The sequence below is a fragment of the Streptomyces sp. NPDC045470 genome, from assembly GCF_040646595.1.
GTDB lineage: Bacteria > Actinomycetota > Actinomycetes > Streptomycetales > Streptomycetaceae > Streptomyces.
The window spans coordinates 22,932-43,709 of the sequence record NZ_JBEZAN010000015.1 but is presented as its reverse complement, the minus strand read 5'-3'; the positions used below and the strand labels follow the sequence as shown (position 1 = coordinate 43,709).

At 72.8% G+C, this 20,778-nt stretch carries 19 protein-coding genes; 15 read left to right on the top strand and 4 right to left on the bottom strand.

What is annotated here, in order from left to right; all coding sequences use genetic code 11:
- Window positions 1-69 precede the first annotated feature (69 nt).
- From fmt to AB0A97_RS31015, 10 genes are all read left to right on the top strand, one after another.
- A complete protein-coding gene (gene fmt / locus AB0A97_RS31060; RefSeq protein ID WP_361156017.1) occupies window positions 70-1,002 on the top strand; it encodes a methionyl-tRNA formyltransferase in 933 nt (310 codons plus the stop codon).
- Between the two features lie 133 nt (window positions 1,003-1,135).
- Window positions 1,136-2,566: a transcription antitermination factor NusB gene (locus AB0A97_RS31055; RefSeq protein ID WP_361156014.1), complete on the top strand. Its 1,431-nt coding sequence runs from the start codon at window positions 1,136-1,138 to the stop codon at window positions 2,564-2,566.
- Window positions 2,567-2,826: 260 nt separating this feature from the next.
- Window positions 2,827-3,276, top strand: coding sequence for an RICIN domain-containing protein (locus tag AB0A97_RS31050; protein WP_361156011.1), 450 nt, complete (start codon window positions 2,827-2,829; stop codon window positions 3,274-3,276).
- 241 nt (window positions 3,277-3,517) lie between these two features.
- Entirely contained in the window at window positions 3,518-4,201 is a 684-nt protein-coding gene (rpe, locus tag AB0A97_RS31045; RefSeq protein WP_361156008.1) for a ribulose-phosphate 3-epimerase, read from the top strand.
- Between the two features lie 241 nt (window positions 4,202-4,442).
- Window positions 4,443-5,432, top strand: coding sequence for a sugar-binding domain-containing protein (locus AB0A97_RS31040; protein ID WP_030999354.1), 990 nt, complete (start codon window positions 4,443-4,445; stop codon window positions 5,430-5,432).
- 213 nt (window positions 5,433-5,645) lie between these two features.
- Entirely contained in the window at window positions 5,646-6,092 is a 447-nt protein-coding gene (locus AB0A97_RS31035) for a ribonuclease domain-containing protein (RefSeq protein ID WP_361156005.1), read from the top strand.
- Complete coding sequence (locus tag AB0A97_RS31030) at window positions 6,089-6,538, top strand: barstar family protein (protein WP_361156002.1); 450 nt, start codon at window positions 6,089-6,091, stop codon at window positions 6,536-6,538. Before AB0A97_RS31035 ends, AB0A97_RS31030 begins: the two co-directional genes overlap by 4 nt.
- Window positions 6,539-6,597: 59 nt before the next feature.
- A complete protein-coding gene (locus AB0A97_RS31025; protein ID WP_361155999.1) occupies window positions 6,598-6,981 on the top strand; it encodes a DUF2809 domain-containing protein in 384 nt (127 codons plus the stop codon).
- Between the two features lie 126 nt (window positions 6,982-7,107).
- Window positions 7,108-8,451 (top strand): hemolysin family protein, encoded by a 1,344-nt coding sequence (locus tag AB0A97_RS31020; protein WP_361155996.1) that lies wholly within the window; start codon window positions 7,108-7,110, stop codon window positions 8,449-8,451.
- Entirely contained in the window at window positions 8,448-9,494 is a 1,047-nt protein-coding gene (locus AB0A97_RS31015) for a hemolysin family protein (RefSeq protein WP_361155994.1), read from the top strand. The genes AB0A97_RS31020 and AB0A97_RS31015 overlap by 4 nt, the downstream gene beginning before the upstream one ends.
- Window positions 9,495-9,631: 137 nt before the next feature.
- On the opposite strand, the gene AB0A97_RS31010 is transcribed toward AB0A97_RS31015, so the two are convergent.
- On the bottom strand, window positions 9,632-10,774 hold the full coding sequence (locus AB0A97_RS31010; protein ID WP_361155992.1) for a PP2C family protein-serine/threonine phosphatase: 1,143 nt from the start codon (window positions 10,772-10,774) through the stop codon (window positions 9,632-9,634).
- A 484-nt stretch (window positions 10,775-11,258) separates the two neighbouring features.
- Between AB0A97_RS31010 and AB0A97_RS31005 the strand changes: the two genes are divergently transcribed.
- From AB0A97_RS31005 to AB0A97_RS30995, 3 genes are all read left to right on the top strand, one after another.
- Window positions 11,259-12,698 (top strand): GuaB1 family IMP dehydrogenase-related protein, encoded by a 1,440-nt coding sequence (locus tag AB0A97_RS31005; protein ID WP_361155989.1) that lies wholly within the window; start codon window positions 11,259-11,261, stop codon window positions 12,696-12,698.
- Between the two features lie 357 nt (window positions 12,699-13,055).
- Window positions 13,056-14,531, top strand: a complete 1,476-nt coding sequence (locus tag AB0A97_RS31000; protein ID WP_361155987.1) for an amino acid permease — start codon at window positions 13,056-13,058, stop codon at window positions 14,529-14,531.
- 19 nt (window positions 14,532-14,550) lie between these two features.
- A complete protein-coding gene (locus AB0A97_RS30995) occupies window positions 14,551-15,000 on the top strand; it encodes an Lrp/AsnC family transcriptional regulator (protein WP_030017398.1) in 450 nt (149 codons plus the stop codon).
- Between the two features lie 59 nt (window positions 15,001-15,059).
- Here the strand turns inward: AB0A97_RS30995 and AB0A97_RS30990 are convergent, their stop codons facing one another.
- Window positions 15,060-16,064 carry a YdcF family protein gene (locus tag AB0A97_RS30990; protein ID WP_361155983.1) on the bottom strand — a complete coding sequence of 335 codons (1,005 nt, stop codon included), beginning with the start codon at window positions 16,062-16,064 and terminating at the stop codon, window positions 15,060-15,062.
- Between the two features lie 120 nt (window positions 16,065-16,184).
- The gene (locus tag AB0A97_RS30985) at window positions 16,185-16,811 is read right to left on the bottom strand and encodes a Repetin (RefSeq protein ID WP_361155980.1); all 627 of its coding nucleotides are present in this window, start codon (window positions 16,809-16,811) and stop codon (window positions 16,185-16,187) included.
- A gap of 402 nt (window positions 16,812-17,213) precedes the next feature.
- Here AB0A97_RS30985 and AB0A97_RS30980 point away from each other — a divergent pair, with 402 nt between their 5' ends.
- Entirely contained in the window at window positions 17,214-18,011 is a 798-nt protein-coding gene (locus AB0A97_RS30980; RefSeq protein ID WP_361155977.1) for a carbon-nitrogen hydrolase family protein, read from the top strand.
- Window positions 18,012-18,121: 110 nt separating this feature from the next.
- Complete coding sequence (locus tag AB0A97_RS30975) at window positions 18,122-19,822, top strand: NAD(P)/FAD-dependent oxidoreductase (RefSeq protein ID WP_361155975.1); 1,701 nt, start codon at window positions 18,122-18,124, stop codon at window positions 19,820-19,822.
- Window positions 19,823-19,876: 54 nt separating this feature from the next.
- Here the strand turns inward: AB0A97_RS30975 and AB0A97_RS30970 are convergent, their stop codons facing one another.
- Window positions 19,877-20,635 (bottom strand): DUF5995 family protein, encoded by a 759-nt coding sequence (locus AB0A97_RS30970; RefSeq protein ID WP_361155971.1) that lies wholly within the window; start codon window positions 20,633-20,635, stop codon window positions 19,877-19,879.
- Window positions 20,636-20,778 lie beyond the last annotated feature (143 nt).

The window sequence follows — 20,778 nt, the reverse complement described above, 5'->3', positions numbered from 1 at the left end:
CGCCCCCCGAAGGTGTGGCCCATAGACTGGTGCGCCGTTCCGCAGCGTGTGAGAGGTAGTACGCCACCCATGAGGCTCGTCTTCGCCGGCACCCCCGAGGTCGCCGTACCCGCCCTGGATGCCCTGATCGCCTCGGACCGGCACGAGGTCGTCGCCGTCGTCACCCGGCCCGACGCCCCCGCCGGCCGCGGCCGGCGCCTGGTCGCCAGCCCGGTCGCCGAGCGCGCGGAGGAGGCCGGTATCGAGGTGCTCAAGCCCGCCAAGCCGCGCGACGAGGACTTCCTCGCCAGGCTGCGGGAGATCGCGCCGGACTGCTGCCCGGTGGTGGCCTACGGGGCGCTGCTCCCCAAGGTGGCCCTGGACGTTCCCGCGCACGGCTGGGTCAACCTGCACTTCTCGCTGCTCCCCGCGTGGCGCGGAGCCGCCCCGGTGCAGCACGCGGTCCTGTCGGGCGACGAGGTGACCGGCGCCTCCACCTTCCTCATCGAGGAAGGACTGGACTCCGGGCCGGTGTTCGGGGTGGTGACGGAGGAGGTACGGGCCACCGACACCAGCGGCGACCTGCTGACCCGGCTGGCCCTCGCCGGAGCCGGACTGCTCGCCGCCACCATGGACGGCATCGAGGACGGCACGCTCACCCCGGTGCCGCAGCCGGCCGACGGCATCACCCTCGCGCCGAAACTTGAGGTCGAGGACGCGAAGGCGGACTGGACGGCGCCCGCGCTGCGCGTGGACCGGGTCGTGCGCGGGTGCGCGCCCGCGCCCGGCGCGTGGACCGTCTTCCGGGGGGAGCGGCTGAAGCTGATGACGGTCGGACCGGTGCCCGACCGCACGGACCTGGCCCCCGGCGAACTCGCCGTCACCAAGAAGGCGGTGTACGCCGGCACGGGCAGTCACGCGGTGGAACTGCTGTGGGTACAGCCGCAGGGCAAGAAGCCGATGCGCGGCGCGGACTGGGCGCGCGGGGTGCGGATCGGTGAGGGCGAGCGGCTGGGGGAGTGAGACGGGGGAGTGAAGCGGGCGAACGAGCCGGGGCGGAGGCGGCGGCTCCGACCGGCACCGCCCCGTGGCGCGCCCCGGCGCGCCACGTAGGCTGGGGGCGAACCTCGTCTCGTATCAGCGGAGCACATTTCTCGTGAGTGGTCAGTCGCGTCATCCCAGCAAGCCCTACCGCCGGCCCAAGAAGGACCCGGTCCGGATACTCGCCTTCGAGGCGCTGCGGGCCGTCGACGAGCGGGACGCGTACGCCAACCTGGTGCTGCCGCCGATGCTGCGCAAGGCGCGGGAGAACGAGGACTTCGACGGGCGGGACGCGGCGCTGGCGACCGAGCTGGTGTACGGCACGCTGCGGCGGCAGGGCACCTACGACGCGATCATCGCGCGCTGCGTGGACCGGCCGCTGCGGGAGGTGGACCCGCCGGTCCTGGACGTCCTGTCGCTCGGCGCGCACCAACTGCTCGGTACGCGCATCCCGACGCACGCCGCGGTGAGCGCGACCGTCGAACTGGCACGTGTGGTGCTGGGGGACGGGCGGGCCAAGTTCGTCAACGCGGTGCTGCGCAAGATCGCCGCGAACGAACTGGACGGCTGGCTGGAGCGCGTCGCGCCCGAGTACGACGACGACCCCGAGGAGTACCTGGGAATCGTTCACGCGCACCCGCGCTGGGTGGTCTCGGCGCTCTGGGACGCGCTCGGCGGCGGCCGCGCCGGTATGGAGGACCTGCTGGAGGCCGACAACGAGCGGCCCGAGGTCACACTGGTGGCCCGGCCGGGACGGTCCACCACCGAGGAACTCATCGAGGCCGTGGGGGAGGAGAGCGCCCTGCCGGGGCGCTGGTCCCCGTACGCGGTACGGCTCGCCGAGGGCGGCGAGCCCGGCGCCCTGGACGCGGTGCGCGAGGGCCGGGCCGGTGTGCAGGACGAGGGCAGCCAGCTCGTCGCGGCGGCGCTGGCCAACGCGCCCGTCGAAGGCACCGACCGCGTCTGGCTGGACGGCTGCGCCGGACCGGGCGGCAAGGCGGCCCTCCTGGGCGCGCTCGCCGCGCAGCGCGGTGCGCGGCTGCTCGCTTCCGAGAAGCAGCCGCACCGCGCGCGCCTGGTGGCACGGTCGCTGGCCGGCAACCCCGGTCCGTACGAGGTCATCGCGGCCGACGGCACCCGCCCGCCGTGGCGGCCCGGCTCCTTCGACCGTGTCCTGATGGACGTCCCGTGCACCGGTCTCGGCGCGCTGCGCCGCCGCCCCGAAGCGCGCTGGCGCCGCCGCCCGGAGGACCTGGCCGGCTTCGCGCCGCTCCAGCGGGAGCTGCTGCGCCAGGCGCTGGTGTCGGTGCGGGTCGGCGGCGTCGTCGGCTACGCGACCTGCTCACCGCACCCGGCCGAGACGCGCGCCGTGGTGGAGGACGTCCTCAAGGGGCGGGCCGGAGCGGACGTGACGGCGGAGTGGATCGACGCCCGCCCGCTGATCCCGGGCGTGCCCGCGCTGGGCGACGGTCCGGACGTGCAGCTGTGGCCGCACCTGCACGGTACGGACGCGATGTACCTGGCGCTGCTGCGGCGGACGGCGTGATGTCCGGGGTGCGTACCGGTGCCCTGCGAAGGGCGCTTTGCCTGGCATGATCATGCAGGGATAAGGTGCCGATGACAACGGGGATCACGGCCGCAGAGGTGTCGGGCAGGCACGCCACGACGCGTACGGACCAGACGTCGGCACCGACCTTGTCGACGCATGTGCCGACGGAGGCCGAGTACCGGTCGTCACCTGTCTGCCAGATGGGCAGTCACTGCTGCCGGGGTCGTCAATTTCGACCCTAGAACGGGGAAAACACGATGATGAAGCGCCTGATAGGCACGGTCGCGGCCACCGCGGTTCTCGCACCGGCCCTGATGTTCAGCGCCTCGGGGCAGGCGTTCGCCGCCAGCAAGACGGTCACCTGGAAGAACAAGGGCAACGGCAAGTGCCTGGTGGCCAATGGCTTCTGGGTCGGCGTGGGGAGCTGCGGGGCCGCCGCGAAGTGGAAGGAGACCAAGCAGTCCGACGGAACCTTCGTCCTGAAGTCCGCGGACCACGACTTCTGCCTCGACAGCAAGAAGGACGGCACCGTCTACACCAATGTCTGCAACGGCGGCGCGAACCAGAAGTGGCGCGAGATCAAGGACTCCATGGGCTGGCGGCTGCAGAACAAGGCCACCAAGCTGACCCTCGGTTCCAAGACCAGCGCCGGCTCGCCCGTCTACGCGGGCTTCGACGGCGGCATCAAGCACCAGCGCTGGAGCTGACCCCCGAAGGCGCCCGGCGGGGGACATGACCGGTCCCCGCACGGTGACGCATCATCGAGATCATCGGCCGCCGGCCCTCCGTCCGCCTCAAGGCGGGCGGAGGGCCGGCGGCTTGCTGTCTCCCTCCCGCGGGGGCTACGGGCTCGTTCCCGTGCGCCCCGGCGGCCCCTGGCACCGCCTGCGGCCCGCGGCCCGCCCCACCCACTTCGGCGCCCGGGGCCGGGCAGGACATACTGGGGGTATGGCCTTGATCAACCCCAGCATCCTGTCCGCAGACTTCGCCCGGCTCGCCGAGGAGGCGAAGGCCGTCGAGGGCGCCGACTGGCTGCATGTCGATGTGATGGACAACCACTTCGTGCCGAACCTGACGCTGGGCGCTCCGGTCGTCGAGGCGCTGAGCAAGGCGACGGACACCCCGCTCGACCTGCACCTGATGATCGAGGACCCGGACCGCTGGGCGCCGCAGTACATCGAGGCGGGCGCCGGTTCGGTCACCTTCCACGCGGAGGCGGCGGCCGCGCCCGTACGCCTGGCGCGGGAGATCCGGGCCAAGGGCGCGCGGGCCTCGATGGCGCTCAAGCCGGCCACGCCGATCGAGCCGTACGAGGACCTGCTCCCCGAGCTGGACATGCTGCTGATCATGACCGTGGAGCCCGGCTTCGGCGGTCAGGCGTTCCTGGACATCATGCTGCCGAAGATCCGCCGGACCCGGGAGCTGATCTCCCGGCACGGTCTGGAGATGTGGCTCCAGGTGGACGGCGGGGTGTCGGCGTCCACGATCGAGCGGTGTGCGGAGGCCGGCGCGGACGTGTTCGTGGCCGGTTCGGCGGTCTACGGCGCGGACGACCCGGCGAAGGCGGTGCGCGAACTGCGCGCGCAGGCCGAGTCCGCGACGGCCGCGGCCGGCTGGGGCTGCGCCCACTGACGCCACCGTCACAGGGGCGCCCGCGTGATCGCCGCGGGCGCCGGCGCCGCACGTGGTGTGCGGGGAGCGCGCACCGATCCCCGTACGCCGGTGTTTCTTGGTGTTGCCGCTACCGGGTGTTCACGACGGCCGGGGCGGTGATGGTCCCCGACCACCTCGGGTTTCTGCAAGGATGAGCAAAGACTCGATCAGGTGCGCACAAGGGGAGAATCTCGTGGTTGCCAGCCGCCCGCAGTCCGCAATGGGCCCCGCCGAGCTGGTGCAGGCCGCGGCCATGGCCCGCCGCTTCTATCTGGAGGGCAAGTCCAAGATCCAGATCGCCGAGGAGTTCGGCGTCAGCCGCTTCAAGGTCGCCCGGGTGCTGGAGACGGCGCTGGAGCGTGACCTCGTACGGATCGAGATCCGGGTTCCCGCGGAGCTGGACGCCGAGCGTTCGGACGCGCTGCGGGCCCGTTACGGCCTGCGGCACGCGGTCGTGGTGGAGTCGCCCGCCGACGCCACCGACGACGCCCCCGACCCGGAGAACCTCGGCGAGGTCGCGGCCGACCTGCTCGGCGAACTGGTCACCGAGGGCGATGTGCTGGGCCTGGCCTGGGGCCGGTCCACCATCCACATGGCGGCCGCGCTGCACCGCCTCCCACCGTGCACGGTCGTCCAGCTGACCGGCGTGTACGACGCGGGCACCGCGGACCGCGGCTCGGTCGAGGCGGTACGCCGGGCGGCCGACGTCTCCGGCGGCGAGGCACACCCGATCTACGCGCCGATGCTGCTGCCCGACTCGGCGACGGCCGCCGCGCTGCGCGGCCAGACCGGCATCGCCCGCGCGTTCGAGTACTTCGACAAGGTCACCGTCGCCTGTGTCTCCATCGGCTCCTGGGCGCCGGGCATCTCCACCGTCTACGACATGCTCTCGGAGCAGGAGCGGGAGCACTACGCCTCGCTGGGCGCCGCCGCCGAGATGTCCGCGCACCTCTTCGACGCCGACGGCCGCCGCATCGGGCGGGACCTGGGCGAGCGGTGCATCACGGTCGAGGCGGACCGGCTGCGGCGCATCCCCGAGGTCGTGGCCATCGCGGGCGGCCGGCAGAAGGCGGCGGCGATCGGCGCGGTGCTGCGGTCCGGGCTGGTGACCAGTCTGGTCACGGACACGGCCGCCGCCGATCACCTGCTGCTGGAGACCGGACCCGGCCCGCGTCCGGCGCTGGAGCGGGCGGACCCGGACGGGGCCTGAGTCCCGGGGCGGACGGGCCTGAGTCCCGGGGCGGGCGCGCCTGAGCGGGCGCACTCCGGGCGGGCCTGAGCCCCGGTCGGGCGGGCGGCCCGTTCCCGTACCGGCCGCCGACCGATCGCACGTCAGCCGCCGTCCGCCCGGTACCGGCCAGCTAAGTGATCTTGTACGGGGTGCGGGCGCGCACCCCGTGCCGGGCTGTGACAGCATCGGCGCATGGTGATCCGCTCCGCTCCCCGCGCGGCCGCCGGCGTACTCGCTGCGCTGCTGGCCTGCCTGCTGCTGTTGGTGTCCGGCTGCTCCGGAGGCGGCGGTGGACAGGGGAGCGCGAAGTCCACGCACGGGGCGCCCTCGGCGAGCGCCGCCGCGCCGGACTGGGCCGAGGGCATGGCGACCGTACCGGCCGCGAAGCTGCCCGAGCAGGCCCGCGACACGCTGCGGCTGATCGACGCGCGCGGCCCGTTCCCGTACCCCAAGGACGGCACTGTCTTCGGCAACCACGAGCGGCGGCTGCCCAAGCAGAAGCGCGGCTACTACCACGAGTACACGGTCCGCACCCCGGGGTCGAAGGACCGCGGCGCGCGGCGGATCGTCACCGGCGACCGCCACGAGACGTACTACACCGACGACCACTACCGGACCTTCAAGGCGGTGCTCCGATGACGGCTCCCGTGCCCCGGCCGCTCGCGGCGGTGCTCGACGGCAGTACACCCCCCGGGGTCGTGCCCTGGCCGCACGACCGGCCCGCGCAGGAAGCGCTGGACGCCGCGCGCGCGGCCGGCTGGCACGGTGCGCTGCTCGACCTCGAAGGCGTCTCCGGCAAGGCGGAGTTCATGGACCGCTGCGCGCGGGCCCTGCGGCTGCCGGACTGGTTCGGCCGCAACTGGGACGCGCTCGCGGACTGCCTCACCGACCTGTCGTGGTGCCCTGCCGACCGTGGCCGGGTGCTGGTGGTGTGCGGCTGGCAGCAGTACGCGTCCGCCGCGCCCGACGACTGGAGCGTCGCGGAGGAGGTCATCGCGGACGCGGTGGGCTTCTGGCGCGACACGGACACCGGGCTGGTCGTCGTGATGGCGCGGGGCCGGGAGCCGGGGGCGCGGACGGCGTGACATACGGGGGCGGGGGCCGGCGCGGCGCGGGGCTCGGCAGTGGGACGAGGACGCGGCTGGTGGCGGGTGTGGCGGCGCTGCTGACAGTCGCCGCCGGGCTCGGCGTCCGGGCCGGCGCGGCCCGGGTGGGGCTGGGGCCCGAGGTGGCCAAGTACGCGGGCGACGCGCTGTACACCGTGCTGGTCCAGGCGGTGGTGGTGCTGGCGGTGCCGCGCATCCGGCCGCCAGTCGCGGCCGCGGTGGCGCTGGCCTTCAGCTGGGCGGTGGAGTTCGCGCAGCTCAGCGACGTACCGGCGGAGCTTTCCCGGCGCAGCGTGGTGGCCCGCCTGGTGCTCGGCTCGACCTTCAACGCGCCGGACCTGCTCTGGTACGCGGTGGGCGCGGCGGCCGCGTGGGCGGTGCACGGGTGGCTGCGGGCCCGGCGCCGTACCGGGACGTACTGAGCCGGAAGCCGCGGCCCGCCACCACGAAACGCGCCCGCTCCCGAGCCGCCTCCCGTGCCCGCGCCCGCACCCGCGAGGTTTCACCCGCCCACCGCCGGGCACCGAGGTGCGGCGGGAGGTGACGCGGTGGCCGAGGTGCTGCTCCTACTGGCGGCGTTGGCGCTCACGCTGGCCTGTGCCGTGTTCGTCGCGGCGGAGTTCTCGCTGACGACGGTCGAGCGCAGCGCGGTGGAGCGCGCGGTCGAGGAGGGGGAGCGGGGCGCGGAAGGGGTGCTGGGCGCCGTCCGCGCGCTCGCGTTCCAACTGTCCGGCGCCCAGTTGGGCATCACCGTGACCTCCCTGGTCATCGGCATGCTCGCGGAACCGTCCCTGGCGGCGCTGCTGCGCGGCCCGCTCACGGCGGCCGGGCTGCCCGGCACGGTGGCCCCGGGCGTCGCGTCCGCGCTCGGTGTCGGTGTGTCCACGGTGGTGCTGATGGTGGCCGGCGAACTGGTGCCCAAGAACTGGGCGATCTCCCGGCCGCTGGTCGTGGCCCGGATCGTGGCCGGGCCGCTGCGTGCCTTCAGCGCGCTGTTCGCCCCGTTCATCCGCCATCTGAACCAGTCCGCCAACCGGCTCGTACGCCGCTTCGGACTGGAACCCACCGAGGAGCTGGAGTCCTCCCGCGGCCCGGCCGAACTGGTCTCCCTGGCCCGCTACTCGGCGCAGGAGGGCGCGCTGCCGGCCGACTCGGCCGAGCTGTTCGTCCGCACCCTGCACCTGAGCGAGCTGACCGCGCAGAGCGTCATGACGCCGCGGGTGGAGGTACGGGCTCTGGAGGCGCACGCCACGGCGGCCGACGCGGCCACGCTGACCCTGGCCACCGGACTGTCCCGGTTCCCCGTGTACCGCGGCGGCCTGGACGAGGTCGCCGGCACCGTGCACATCCGCGACGTCCTCGCCCTCACCCCGGAGCGGCGGGCCGCCACCCCCGTCGCGGAGCTGGCCACCGAGCCCGTGCTCGTACCGGAGTCGCTGCCCGTCGACCGGCTGCTGGACCGGCTGCGCACGGTCCGCACCATGGCCGTGGTGATCGACGAGTACGGCGGTACGGCCGGGATCGTCACCCTGGAGGACATCGTCGAGGAGATCGTCGGCGACGTACGGGACGAGCACGACCCGGCGGCGGGCCCCGACCTGCTGCGGACCGGGGCGCGCACCTGGGAGGCGGACGGCGGGGTACGCCTGGACGGGCTGGCCGGGATCGGCCTGGCGGCGCCCGACGGGCCGTACGAGACGCTCGCGGGGCTGCTGGCCACCCGGCTGGGCCGGATTCCGGAGCCCGGCGACGAGGTGGGGGTGGCGGGCGGCTGGCGCCTGACGGTCCTGGCGGCGCGTCGGCACCGGGCGGAGCGGGTACGGGTGACGGCGCCCGCGGGCTCGTCCTCGTCGGGCGCCCGGGCCGCCGACGGGGGAGGGGAGCGGCCGTGACCGCCGTGCAACTGGCCGTCGCCGTCCTGACGTTGTTCAGCAACGCCTTCTTCGTCGGCGGCGAATTCGCGATGATCTCCGTACGGCGCAGCCAGATCGAACCGCGCGCCAAGGCCGGTGACCGGCGGGCCGGCCGGGTGCTGTGGGGACTGGAACACCTCTCCGAGATGCTCGCCACCGCCCAACTGGGCGTCACCGCCTCCTCGCTGGTCCTCGGCGCGATGGCGGAACCGGCCATCGCCCACCTCGCCGAGCCCGCCTTCGAGGCGCTGCACGTCCCGCACGGGCTGGTCCACCCGATCGCGTTCGTCCTGGCCCTGTCCCTGGCCACATATCTGCACATGCTCGTCGGCGAGATGGTCCCCAAGAACGTCGCCCTGGCCGCGCCGGAGCACGCCGCGCTGCTGCTGGGGCCGCCGTTGGTGGCCCTCACCCGCGCGCTGCGGCCCGTCGTCGTGAGCATCAACGCCCTCGCCAACGCCCTGCTGCGGCTCTTCCGGACCGAGCCCAGGAACGAGGTCGCCGCCGCGTTCACCGACGAGGAACTCGCCCGTATCGTCCAGGAGTCCCGCCATGCCGGGCTGCTCTCGGACACCGGCGGCGAGCGGCTGCGGGACGCGCTCGCGCTCGGGCGGCGGCCGGTCGGCAAGCTGCTCGTCCCGCTGGCGGAGATGGTCACCGTCGACCGGGACGTCACCCCGGACGAGCTGGAACGCACCGCGGCCCGCGCCGGTTTCTCCCGGCTGCCGGTCACCGGACCGGCCGGTACCGTCCTCGGCTACCTCCACATCAAGGACACCCTCGGCGTCACCGACCGGGACCGGCCGTTCCCCCGCGACGCGCTGCGCCCGATGCCGCGGGTCGGCTGCGGTACGCCGCTGGACGACACCCTGACCGCGATGCGGACGGCCGGCACCCAACTGGCCGCCGTCAGCGGTGCGCAGGGCGTGGTGCTGGGCTTCGTCACCATGACGGACGTGCTGGACGAGCTGGTGGGCCCGCCGGAACGGGCCCGGCGCCGGCGGGGTGACCGGGAACTGTGACCGGACCGCGGACCGGGAGTCATGACACGAAGGGGAGTTGTGGCAGGGCCGGGAATCGTGGCAGGGCCGGGGGCGTGACAGGCCGGGGATCGCGGCAGGGCCGGTGCGTCCGCGCAGCGGCCCGGGCACCGCGGGGATCAGTCGGACACCGCCGCGGACGGCGAAGGGCGGCCGGCCGGTTTCCGCGGCCCACCAGGAGGCTCGGCACTCGTACGGGTGATGGCGGGCGGGGTGCGGCCGTGGTGCTGCCGGGGCATGCTCGGCTCCAGCTCGACCAGGACGAGCGCGACGTCGTCGTCCTGGGCACCGTGGGTGTGCCGGCACATCGTCGACAGCACCGCCTCGATCGCGTCGTTGAGATCGGGCAGTGAGCAGGCGGGCAGCAGACCGGCCAGGTCGAGCATCGTGCCGTCGGGGTCGCGGGCCTCGGCGAGGCCGTCGGTGTAGAGCAGCAGCCGGTCGCCGGGGGCCAGCTCCACCTCCTGCACGCGCGGCAGCGGCAGCAGCCCGATGGGGGTGGTCGGCTCGGACGGGGTGAGCAGGACGGGCGGGCCGGCGGCGGGCAGGTGCAGGGGCGGGTGGTGGCCGCAGTTGACGAGCCGGAGCCGGCCGGGGGATATCTCGGCGATCACAGCGGTGATGAAGTCCTCCGGCCCGAGGTCGTCGATGAGCCGCCGGTCGACCTCCTCGGCCACCTCGGCGAGGTTGCTGCGGGTGTAGGCGCAGTCGCGGAAGTGCCCTATGGCAGCGGCGGACAGGCGTACGGCCTCCAGACCCTTGCCGCGCACGTCGCCGATCAGCACCCGCAAGCCGCTGGGGGTGTCGGCGAAGGCGTACAGGTCGCCGCCGATGACGGCGCGGGGCGCGGCGGAACGGTAGCGGGCGCAGACCGAGGCCCCGCTGACCCGGAACGAGGTGGGCCGCAGGATGGCGCGCTGGGCCGCGGCCGCCACCCCGGCGAGCTGGTTGTCCAGGGCGGCCTGCCGGTCGGAGGTCCAGGTCGCGTAGGCAGCGGCGGCGGCGAGCACGGTCAGGGACAGCAACTGGTCGGTGCGGCCCAAGGTGTGCTCGCGTGCGGCGACGGCCACGCCCAGGAGCAGGGCGGTGAACGAGACCACGGCCGTGCACGCGCCTTCCAGTCTCGTCGCCGCCACCAGTGGGCCCACCAGCAGCAGCCCGGCCAGGCTGACGTCGGGGCCCAGTGCCAGGTCGCAGGCGGCGACGGCGGCCCCCGCCACGGCCGTGAGCAGCAGCAGGGCGCCCTGTCGGACTTCGCGCATGTCCTCCCCTTCCCCCACGGCCGATACGGCTGTGCCCGGCCCGGCCGGGCACCACCGCGCGTCGCGGTTACTGTACGTATCCATATGCGAAGTGTTCGCCCAGGCGCTCGGTGGCCCGGCGGTCGCACCGGATGGACACCCGAAGCGGCCTGTACACGGTTCTACCCACCTGCTGGCCAGCAAGAACCTCCCGGTCCGTCATATGGTCACATCGGTTTCGAACCGCAGGTGGCCGGCCGTCCGCACCGACGAAGACCAGCCATTTCGATTACCGTGCGTCACGAAGTGGCGTTCCGTGAGAGAGCGCCGCGCGGTGTCCGGCGCCGTCCCGGGAGGGGTGCGTGGCGGGGTCGAGGGAACACCGGTTCGCCCCCGACCGGATTCATCAGGGATGATGTCCTAGGAGCCGCATCCTGACCGGTGCCGGTTCGGAAGCTGACTCCCCACCCGCCCGAGCAGTGAACCCGCAGGTGAGAGAGCCAGTATGAAGTTTCTGAACGATGCCAAGCCGCCGTACGACCTGACGTACGACGATGTGTTCATGGTGCCCGGCCGCTCCGCGGTGGGCTCCCGTCAGGGCGTGGACCTGTCCTCGCCGGACGGCACCGGTACGACCATCCCGCTGGTGGTCGCCAACATGACCGCCATCGCCGGCCGCCGGATGGCCGAGACCGTGGCCCGCCGCGGCGGCATGGTCGTCATCCCGCAGGACATCCCGATCGAGGTCGTCGCCGACGTCGTCGGCTGGGTCAAGCGCCGCCACCTGGTCCTGGACACGCCGATCGTGCTGTCCCCGGTCGCCACCGTCGCCGACGCCCTGTCGCTGCTGCCCAAGCGGGCGCACGGCGCCGGCATCGTCGTGGAGGGCGGCCGCCCCGTCGGCATCGTCACCGAGCACGACCTGACCGGCGTGGACCGCTTCACCCAGGTCTCCGAGGTCATGTCCAAGGACCTGCTGGTCCTGGACGCGGACATCGACCCCCGCGAGGCGTTCAACCGGCTCGACGCCGCCAACCGCAAGCTGGCCCCGGCGGTCGACGCGGACGGCATGCTGGCGGGCATCCTGACCCGTAAGGGCGCCCTTCGCGCGACCCTCTACACGCCCGCCACGGACGCCGACGGCAAGCTGCGCATCGCCGCCGCCGTGGGCATCAACGGCGATGTGGCCGGCAAGGCCGAGGCGCTGCTGGCGGCCGGTGTGGACACCCTCGTGGTGGACACCGCGCACGGCCACCAGGAGTCCATGATCAGCGCGGTCAAGGCCGTCCGGGCGCTCGACCCGCAGGTGCCGATCGTGGCCGGCAACATCGTCGCCGCCTCGGGCGTACGGGACCTGATCGAGGCCGGCGCGGACATCATCAAGGTCGGTGTGGGCCCGGGCGCCATGTGCACCACCCGCATGATGACCGGCGTGGGCCGCCCGCAGTTCTCCGCCGTCCTGGAGTGTGCCGCCGAGGCGAAGAAGTTCGGCAAGCACGTCTGGGCGGACGGCGGCGTGCGCCACCCGCGCGACGTGGCGATGGCGCTGGCCGCGGGCGCGTCCAACGTCATGATCGGCTCCTGGTTCGCCGGTACGTACGAGTCGCCCGGCGACCTCCAGCACACCGCCGACGGCCGTCCGTACAAGGAGAGCTTCGGCATGGCCTCGGCGCGTGCGGTCCGCAACCGCACGAGTGAGGAGTCGGCGTACGACCGGGCGCGCAAGGGCCTGTTCGAGGAGGGCATCTCCACCTCGCGGATGTTCGTCGACCCGGCCCGCCCCGGCGTCGAGGACCTGATCGACTCGATCATCGCGGGCGTCCGCAGCTCCTGCACGTACGCGGGCGCCGCCTCCCTGGAGGAGTTCGCCGAGAAGGCCGTCGTCGGCGTGCAGAGCGCCGCGGGCTACGCGGAGGGCAAGCCGCTGCACGCCAGCTGGAGCTGATCCGCCGCCCGCCAGGGCACCGGCCGTCCGGCCCCGCACCGAGTGCTTCGGTGCGGGGCCGGACGCGTTGACGGGAGGGGCCGGCCGGGAACGTCCGACCGGTGAGATTTGTCGTTTGTGCGCAACGAACGACCGTTCCGTGACAAGGTGCGCAACGAAAATTCACTGTTGCGCAAGGAACCTGCATTACGGCAGCTCACACGCGCCCCGTACAGTCAGGCGCTGTACGTGGAGTGGCGGGGACCGCCTGCTCGGCGGTTCCCCCCTTTCTGGCACGGGTCGTTTCGGCGTACCCGCACCCGGGAACCCCTGGCGGTCGTCCGCCACCGTGACCGGCAGCGATAAGGAGCCACCCCAGTGTTGGAGCACGGCGCAGCCCCGCCCTCGGCGGGCAGCGATTCCCGGCCCCCCTCTCCTTCCGGAGGGCTCGGCACCCGGCTGATGCGGCGCAAGCCCGTCGAGCGGCTGGTGGCCGAGGGCGGCCAGGGCGAGGGCGGCACCCTGCGCCGCTCGCTGGGCATGTGGCAGCTGACCATGATCAGCATCGGTGCGACGCTGGGTACCGGCATCTTCGTCGTGCTCGGCGAAGCGGTGCCCAAGGCCGGTCCGGCCGTCATCATCTCGTTCGTCATCGCCGGCGTCACCGCGCTGTTCTCCGCGCTGTCCTACGCGGAGCTGGCGGGCTCCATCCCGGTCTCCGGCTCGTCGTACTCCTACGCCTACGCCACCCTCGGCGAGCTGGTCGCCTGGGTCTGCGGCTGGTGTCTGATCCTGGAGTACGGCGTCTCCGTCGCGGCCGTCGCCGTCGGCTGGGGCGAGTACCTCAACGAGCTGCTGTCCGGCACGATCGGCGTCACCATCCCCGCCGCGCTGTCCGCGCCGCCGGGCGACGGCGGCATCTTCAACCTGCCGGCGCTGATCGTCGTCATGCTCGCCATGGTCTTCCTGCTGGGCGGCGCCAAGGAGAGCGCCCGCGCCAACGCGATCATGGTGACCGTCAAGATCATCGCGCTGCTGCTGTTCTGCGGCGTCGCCGTCCAGGGCATCTCCTCCGGCAACTACGCCAACTTCATGCCGCTGGGCATCGCCGGCGTCAGCGGCGCCGGAGCCACCCTCTTCTTCTCCTACATCGGCTTCGACGCCGCCTCCACCGCGGGCGAGGAGGCCAAGAACCCGCAGCGCGACCTGCCGCGCGCGATCATGCTGTCGCTCATCATCGTGACCGCGCTGTACTGCCTGGTCGCGGCGGTCGCCGTGGGAGCCAAGCCCTGGAAGGGCTTCGAGGGCTCGGAGGCCGCGCTCGCCGGGATCATGAAGGAGGTCACCGGGCAGGGCTTCTGGTCCGTGCTGCTGGCCGCCGGTGCCGTCATCGCCATCGCCAGCGTCGTGCTGACGGTGCTGTACGGGCAGACCCGCATCCTGTTCGCGATGTCCCGCGACGGCCTGGTGCCGAAGGTGTTCTCCAAGGTCCACCCGAAGACCGGCGCCCCGCGCGCCAACACCGTGATCGTCTCGCTGTTCTGCGGCATCCTGGCCGCCGCCGTTCCGCTCGGCCAGCTCGCCGACGCCACCAGCATCGGCACGCTCTTCGCCTTCGCGCTGGTCAACATCGCGGTGATCGTGCTGCGCTTCACCAAGCCGGACATGCCGCGTACGTTCCGTACGCCGCTGGCACCGGTCTTCCCGGCGATCGGTTTCCTGCTGTGCCTGTACATGATGGGCAGCCTCGGCCCGGTCACCTGGGTGGTCTTCGGTGTCTGGATGGTCGTCGGGCTCGTGGTCTACTTCGTCTACGGCATCCGCCGGTCCCGATTGGCCACCGCAGAGAAGTGATCCACCCGCAGTGCGACAGATGAACGAACTCGACCAGCGCATCGTCCATGCCCTGGCGGAGGACGCCCGCCGCTCCTACGCCGACATCGGGGCGGAGGTCGGGCTCTCCGCCCCGGCGGTCAAACGCCGGGTGGACCGGCTGCGCGCCGAAGGCGCCATCACCGGGTTCACGGTACGGGTCGACCCGGCGGCGCTGGGCTGGGAGACCGAGGGGTTCATCGAGCTGTTCTGCCGCCGCAACACCTCACCGGACTCCATCCACCGGGGCCTGTCGCGCTACCCCGAAGTGGCGTCCGCCTCCACCGTCACCGGTGAGGCGGACGCCATCGTCCAGGTCTTCGCCTCCGACATGCGGCACTTCGAACGGGTGCTGGAACGCATCGCGGGCGAGCCCTTCGTGGAACGCACCAAGTCGGTCCTGGTCCTCTCCCCGCTGCTGCGCCGCTTCAGTTCGGGGTCACCGGGCTGAGGGGCGGGGACCGGACCGCCGCGGCCGGCCCAGGGGCCGTGCGGCGCTGCCGCCCCCGTTCAGACGCTCAGCATGGTGAGCGCGCCGCCCAGGGCGAGCAGTCCGCAGATGCCGAGGTTGACGAGCTTGTAGGAGAGGAAGACCGCGGCGAACTCGCGGATGGTGGCGCTCGGCCAGAAGTACGCGGCGGTGGGAGCCCCGACGACCTGGCCGTTGACGCCGGCGCGGCGGGCCAGGATGGCGGCGCGCAGGACGTGGTAGTTGTTCGTGACGATCACGCACCGGTGGTCCGGCACCGCCTGCTCCATGATCTTCTTGCTGAACGCCAGGTTCTCCTCCGTGGTCCTGGACTGTTCCTCGCACAGGATCCGGTCCGCGGGGAAGCCGCGCTCGACCAGGTAGTCGGCCATCGCCCGGGCCTCCGGGAGCTGTTCGTCGGGGCCCTGGCCGCCGGAGGTGAGCAGCATCGGCGGGTTGCCGCGCCGCGCCTGGCGCTCGTACACCGCACGCCCCCGCTCCAGCCGGTTCGCCAGCAGCGGCGGTACGCGCGTGCCGCCGATCAGCCCGGAGCCCAGCACCACCACGAAGTCGGCGTTGCGGCGCACCCGCAGCCGCCCGTAGAGGAACGCGTAGCCGACGAAGCACAGGAAGAGGAAGGACACATAGCCGACGACCAGCAGCGTGGTGCCGGCGAGCGCCACCAGGGTGCGCGACCCGGTGGCGAGGGCTGTGATCAGCAGCGCGATGACCCCGAAGATGCCCAGTCCGGCCAGCAGCGACAGCAGGTTCGCCAGGCTCCGGCCCTCCTTGCGGATCATCTTCACGCCGTTGAGGATCAGGAAGACCCCGAGGACGAGGACGCCGAGCGACGGCAGCAGCAGGATGAGCACGGTGACCGCCACGGCGGCCACCGTGGGCATCCGCTGCACCTGCATGAGCAGTGCCGGCACCAGGAAGACGACGGTCAGACCGAGGTAGACGGCGTTGCTGAAGCGGCGTCGGTCGCGCAGCACACCGATCGCGAACAGGACGAAGAACAGGGCCGGTAGGGCATACGCGAGCATGAACACATCGTAGCCAGGCCGATCATGTGTTCGGCGTCGTTCGCGGCAGGTACCGGGCCCTGGACGAGGGGTGGCAGGTCCGCTCGGCGCACGGGCTCGTCCCACGGGACGACGGTGAAGTCACCGCGCTCCACCGTCTCGAACGGTGCCGCACTGACGCACCGGGGCAGATCCTTGGTGGTGGCGGGGCCCGGGGTGGCGGCCCAGTCTGTAGCCCAGCCGGTCGGCGCCGCCCCGGCCGACGGTGTTGCGGACGTCGTGGACGTCGCGGACGGAGAACCCGACCCGCTCGCCCTTGAGTCCGGGAATATCGGTCTCGGTGACGATGCCGCCGGTCGTCGCGGCTTTCCCGCCGGTCACCAGGCAGTCGATACGGCCCCTGGCCCAGCCGCTGTCCGTCCTGCCGACGTGCCGGAACCCGAAGGTGCCGCGCGCGTCGCCGGGTGTCCGGTCCCGGCGGAAACGCGCGTCGAAGGAGCAGCGGACGTCGTCGCCGTCGAGGCGGCGGAGTTTCGCCGACCCGGTGAGCCGTGGGCCGTCGGGCTGGTGGGCGGCGCTCCGCGCGGCGGCCGCGGGCGGTGCCGGGTGCGCCGCGCCGGGCGGGGGCACGGCGAGCGCGGAGCCGCCCGCGCCCGTTGCCGGCAGGACCGCCGCCGAGACGGCGAGGGCCCGGAGGTGTCTGCGGGTGGTGGCGCGTGGGGCGGTGCGATGCGTGCGGGTGCTGTGGCGGTGGACAGAACGGTGCATGACGGACCCTCCCCGGCTGGAATCGTCAGCGTTCACCCGGCTTTTCCGGGCGCCTCGTGCGATGTCGTCCGGCCGTGGGCGCCACATCGGACCCGGGGCGACCCCGGCTCCGCCGTGCGGCGGGCCGGGATGAGGCCGGAGGATGACTACTCGGCCCGAACGACGCGCGAGTGCCGCCTCACGGGCCCCTGCGTCACCCGCCGCACCGTACGGCGCAACGAATCGCCGTACCGGCCGTACAACACGCAACGAAATACCCGGCCGCACGCAATGGTGACGCCTTGTACGCGCGGTTCGGCGAACCGTACCGTCTAGGCGTCCCGCCGATCGCCGGGCCGCCGCGGCGCCGGAGCGCCCGAACCGGCCGGCCGGTCCGCCCAGTCGTGTCCTCCGAGGGGTCCCATGTCGTCGCTGCGCACCGCCCTGCTCCAAAGTTCGGGACGGCCCGGTGACGTCGCGTACAACCTGAAGGCCGTCGAGGACGCGGCCCGCGAGGCGGCGGCGGGCGGCGCCGGACTGCTGGTCTGCCCGGAGCTGTTCCTGACCGGCTACGCCATCGGCGAGGACCTGCACCGGCTCGCCGAGCCGGCCGACGGCCCGGCCGCGCGGACCGTCTCCCGAATAGCCGCCGAGCACGGCATCGCGGTGCTCTACGGCTACCCCGAGCGCGACGGCGCGGCGGTGTACAACGCGATCCAGCTCATCGCCCCCGAGGGGCGTAGGATGGTGAACTACCGTAAAACGCACCTTTTTGGATGTTTCGAGCGTGATTGGTTCACCCCCGGGGACGATCCGGTCGTCCAGGCGGAACTGGGCGGCCTGCGGCTCGGCCTGATGATCTGCTACGACGTGGAGTTCCCGGAGAACGTCCGCGCGCACGCGCTGGCCGGCACCGACCTGCTGCTGGTGCCCACCGCCCAACTGCACCCCTTCCAGTTCGTCGCCGAGTCGCTCGTGCCGGTACGGGCCTTCGAGAACCAGCTCTACATCGCCTACGTCAACCGGGTCGGCCCGGAAGGCGATTTCGAGTTCGTCGGCCTGAGCTGTCTGGCCGGTCCGGACGGGACCGTACGCGCCCGCGCCGGACGCGGCGAGGAGCTGGTGTCCGGCGACGTCGACGCCGGTCTCCTCAAGCGGTCGCGGGAGGACAATCCGTACCTCGCCGACCGGCGCCCCGGCCTCTACGGCTCGCTCACCTGATCTCCGCACCGGCCTGAAGGACCCCGCGGCGGCGCCACCGCGCCGCTCGCGCGCCTGCCCGCGCGCACCCGCACCCCCCTCATGTACCTGCCTGCAAGGAGCCCGAACCGATGACCGTGCCCACCGCCGCCCACCACGCGGACGCCCAGCCGCCCGTCACCATGTTCGGGCCGGACTTCCCGTACGCGTACGACGACTTCCTCGCCCACCCGGCGGGTCTCGGCCAGGTGCCCGCGACCGAGCACGGCAAGGAGGTCGCCGTCATCGGCGGCGGTCTGTCCGGCATCATCACCGCCTACGAGCTGATGAAGATGGGCCTCAGGCCCGTCGTCTACGAGGCGGACCAGATAGGCGGCCGGCTGCGCACCGTCGGCTTCGAGGGCTGCGACCCGGGACTGACCGCGGAGATGGGCGCCATGCGCTTCCCGCCGTCCTCCACCGCGCTCCAGCACTACATCGACCTGGTGGGCCTGGAGACCAAGCCGTTCCCCAACCCGCTCGCGCCCGACACCCCGTCGACCGTCGTCGACCTCAAGGGCGAGACGCACTACGCGCGCACCGTCGAGGACCTGCCCGAGGTCTACACCCAGGTCATGGACGCCTGGAACGCCTGCCTGGAGGAGGGCGCGGACTTCTCCGACATGAACCGCGCCATCCGTGAGCGCGACGTCCCGCGCATCCGGGAGATCTGGGCGCGGCTGGTCGAGAAGCTCGACAACCAGACCTTCTACGGCTACCTCTGCGACTCCAGCGCCTTCACGTCCTTCCGGCACCGCGAGATCTTCGGCCAGGTCGGCTTCGGCACCGGCGGCTGGGACACCGACTTCCCCAACTCCATCCTGGAGATCCTGCGCGTCGTCTACACCGAGGCCGACGATCACCACCGCGGCATCGTCGGCGGCAGCCAGCAGCTCCCGCTGCGGCTGTGGGAGCGCGCCCCGGAGAAGATCATCCACTGGGCGCCGGGCACCTCGCTGTCCTCCCTGCACGACGGCACGCCGCGTCCGGCGGTCACCCGGCTGCACCGCACGGCGGGCAACCGGATCACCGTCACCGACGCGAGCGGCGACATCCGTACGTACGAGGCGGCCGTGTTCACCGCCCAGTCCTGGATGCTGCTGTCGAAGATCGCCTGTGATGACGCGCTGTTCCCCATCGACCACTGGACGGCGATGGAGCGCACCCACTACATGGAGTCGTCCAAGCTGTTCGTGCCGGTGGACCGGCCGTTCTGGCTGGACAAGGCCGTCGACGACGAGGGCAACGAGACCGGGCGGGACGTGATGAGCATGACGCTCACCGACCGGATGACCCGCGGCACCTACCTGCTGGACGACGGCCCGGACAAGCCGGCCGTCATCTGCCTCTCCTACACGTGGTGCGACGACAGCCTGAAGTGGCTGCCGCTGAACGCCAACGACCGGATGGAGGTCATGCTCAAGTCGCTCTCGGAGATCTACCCGAAGGTCGACATCAGGAAGCACATCATCGGCAACCCGGTGACCGTCTCCTGGGAGAACGAGCCGTACTTCATGGGCGCGTTCAAGGCCAACCTGCCGGGCCACTACCGCTACCAGCGGCGCCTGTTCACCCACTTCATGCAGGACCGGCTGCCCGAGGACAAGCGCGGCCTCTTCCTCGCGGGCGACGACATCTCCTGGACGGCGGGCTGGGCCGAGGGCGCCGTGCAGACCGCGCTGAACGCGGTCTGGGGCGTGATGACGCAGTTCGGCGGCAGCACGGACCCGGCCAACCCCGGGCCGGGCGACGTGTACGACGAGATCGCGCCGGTCGAGCTGCCGGAGGACTGAGAGCGACCGGGCCGCTGCCGCGGGGCCGCGTACGGTACGCCGCACGCGGCCCCGTCAGCCCAGCGGTGTCAGCAGGCAGCGGCCCACCAGACCGACGCCCGCCCCGAGCTGCTCGGCGAACTCCTGTGCCGTCTCGGGCAGCCCGCGCAGGCTCCACAGCACCCGCGCCGCCGCCCACGCGCCGTCCCGGGCCATGTCCAGGCTCCAGGAACCGGCGAGGTGGGTGAGCGGGTCGGCGACGTCCAGCAGGTCGGGGCCGGGCATCAGGCTCTCCCGGATGCGTTCCTCCATGCCCGCCAGCAGGTCGCCGACCCGGTCGAAGTCCGCCGCGAGACCGGCCGGTTCGCACTCCAGGACGCGGCAGGTGTCCACGACGGCCAGCGCCAGGTCGTGGCCGATGTGGGCGTTGATGCCCGCCAGCGCGAACTGCAACGGCCGCACGCCGGGGTGGCGGCGTAGCTGGAAGACCGGGCGCCAGCAGGCCGGTACGGTCAGGCCGGCGCCGGTCGCGTCCACCGCGGCGAGGTAGCGCCGGGCGAAGACCGCGTTCAGTTCGCCCGCCGCCGACGGGTCCTGGAAACCGCCCGTGCCGAGCCGCCGGGCGATCTCCTCGGTGACGGACAGGTACACCCGGTTGAAGACGGCGATGCCGTCGGCGGGCGGGAGGGTGGCCTCCAGCGCCCGCATCCGCGCCAGGACCGCGGCGACGGGGGCCGGGGGCGCGGGGGCCTGCGGGGGGACCGAGCCCGGCCGGGCCGCGCGGGCGGCCGTTCCGGTCTGCGGGCCGCCCGGGACCTGCTGAGTCGTCGTCATCCGCACAGCGTGGCAGCCGGGCGCGTACCGGGGCGGCGGGCCGGTGACGGTTGACCGGATCGGGGTAATCCGCGGCGCCCTCTTGCCCGTACGGCGCCGGTTCGCCGATCACTGTTCAACCAAAACCCCACCGACACTCGTCC

Bases quoted from the DNA above. Each gene is read 5' to 3' on its own strand.
- AB0A97_RS30985 (WP_361155980.1), bottom strand. From the start codon at position 16,811: ATGCACCGTTCTGTCCACCGCCACAGCACCCGCACGCATCGCACCGCC.
- AB0A97_RS31005 (WP_361155989.1), top strand. From the start codon at position 11,259: ATGAAGTTTCTGAACGATGCCAAGCCGCCGTACGACCTGACGTACGAC.
- AB0A97_RS31050 (WP_361156011.1), top strand. From the start codon at position 2,827: ATGATGAAGCGCCTGATAGGCACGGTCGCGGCCACCGCGGTTCTCGCA.
- AB0A97_RS30975 (WP_361155975.1), top strand. From the start codon at position 18,122: ATGACCGTGCCCACCGCCGCCCACCACGCGGACGCCCAGCCGCCCGTC.
- AB0A97_RS31040 (WP_030999354.1), top strand. From the start codon at position 4,443: ATGGGCCCCGCCGAGCTGGTGCAGGCCGCGGCCATGGCCCGCCGCTTC.
- AB0A97_RS31035 (WP_361156005.1), top strand. From the start codon at position 5,646: ATGGTGATCCGCTCCGCTCCCCGCGCGGCCGCCGGCGTACTCGCTGCG.
- rpe (WP_361156008.1), top strand. From the start codon at position 3,518: ATGGCCTTGATCAACCCCAGCATCCTGTCCGCAGACTTCGCCCGGCTC.
- AB0A97_RS30990 (WP_361155983.1), bottom strand. From the start codon at position 16,064: ATGCTCGCGTATGCCCTACCGGCCCTGTTCTTCGTCCTGTTCGCGATC.
- AB0A97_RS30980 (WP_361155977.1), top strand. From the start codon at position 17,214: ATGTCGTCGCTGCGCACCGCCCTGCTCCAAAGTTCGGGACGGCCCGGT.
- fmt (WP_361156017.1), top strand. From the start codon at position 70: ATGAGGCTCGTCTTCGCCGGCACCCCCGAGGTCGCCGTACCCGCCCTG.
- AB0A97_RS30995 (WP_030017398.1), top strand. From the start codon at position 14,551: ATGAACGAACTCGACCAGCGCATCGTCCATGCCCTGGCGGAGGACGCC.
- AB0A97_RS31010 (WP_361155992.1), bottom strand. From the start codon at position 10,774: ATGCGCGAAGTCCGACAGGGCGCCCTGCTGCTGCTCACGGCCGTGGCG.
- AB0A97_RS30970 (WP_361155971.1), bottom strand. From the start codon at position 20,635: ATGACGACGACTCAGCAGGTCCCGGGCGGCCCGCAGACCGGAACGGCC.
- AB0A97_RS31030 (WP_361156002.1), top strand. From the start codon at position 6,089: ATGACGGCTCCCGTGCCCCGGCCGCTCGCGGCGGTGCTCGACGGCAGT.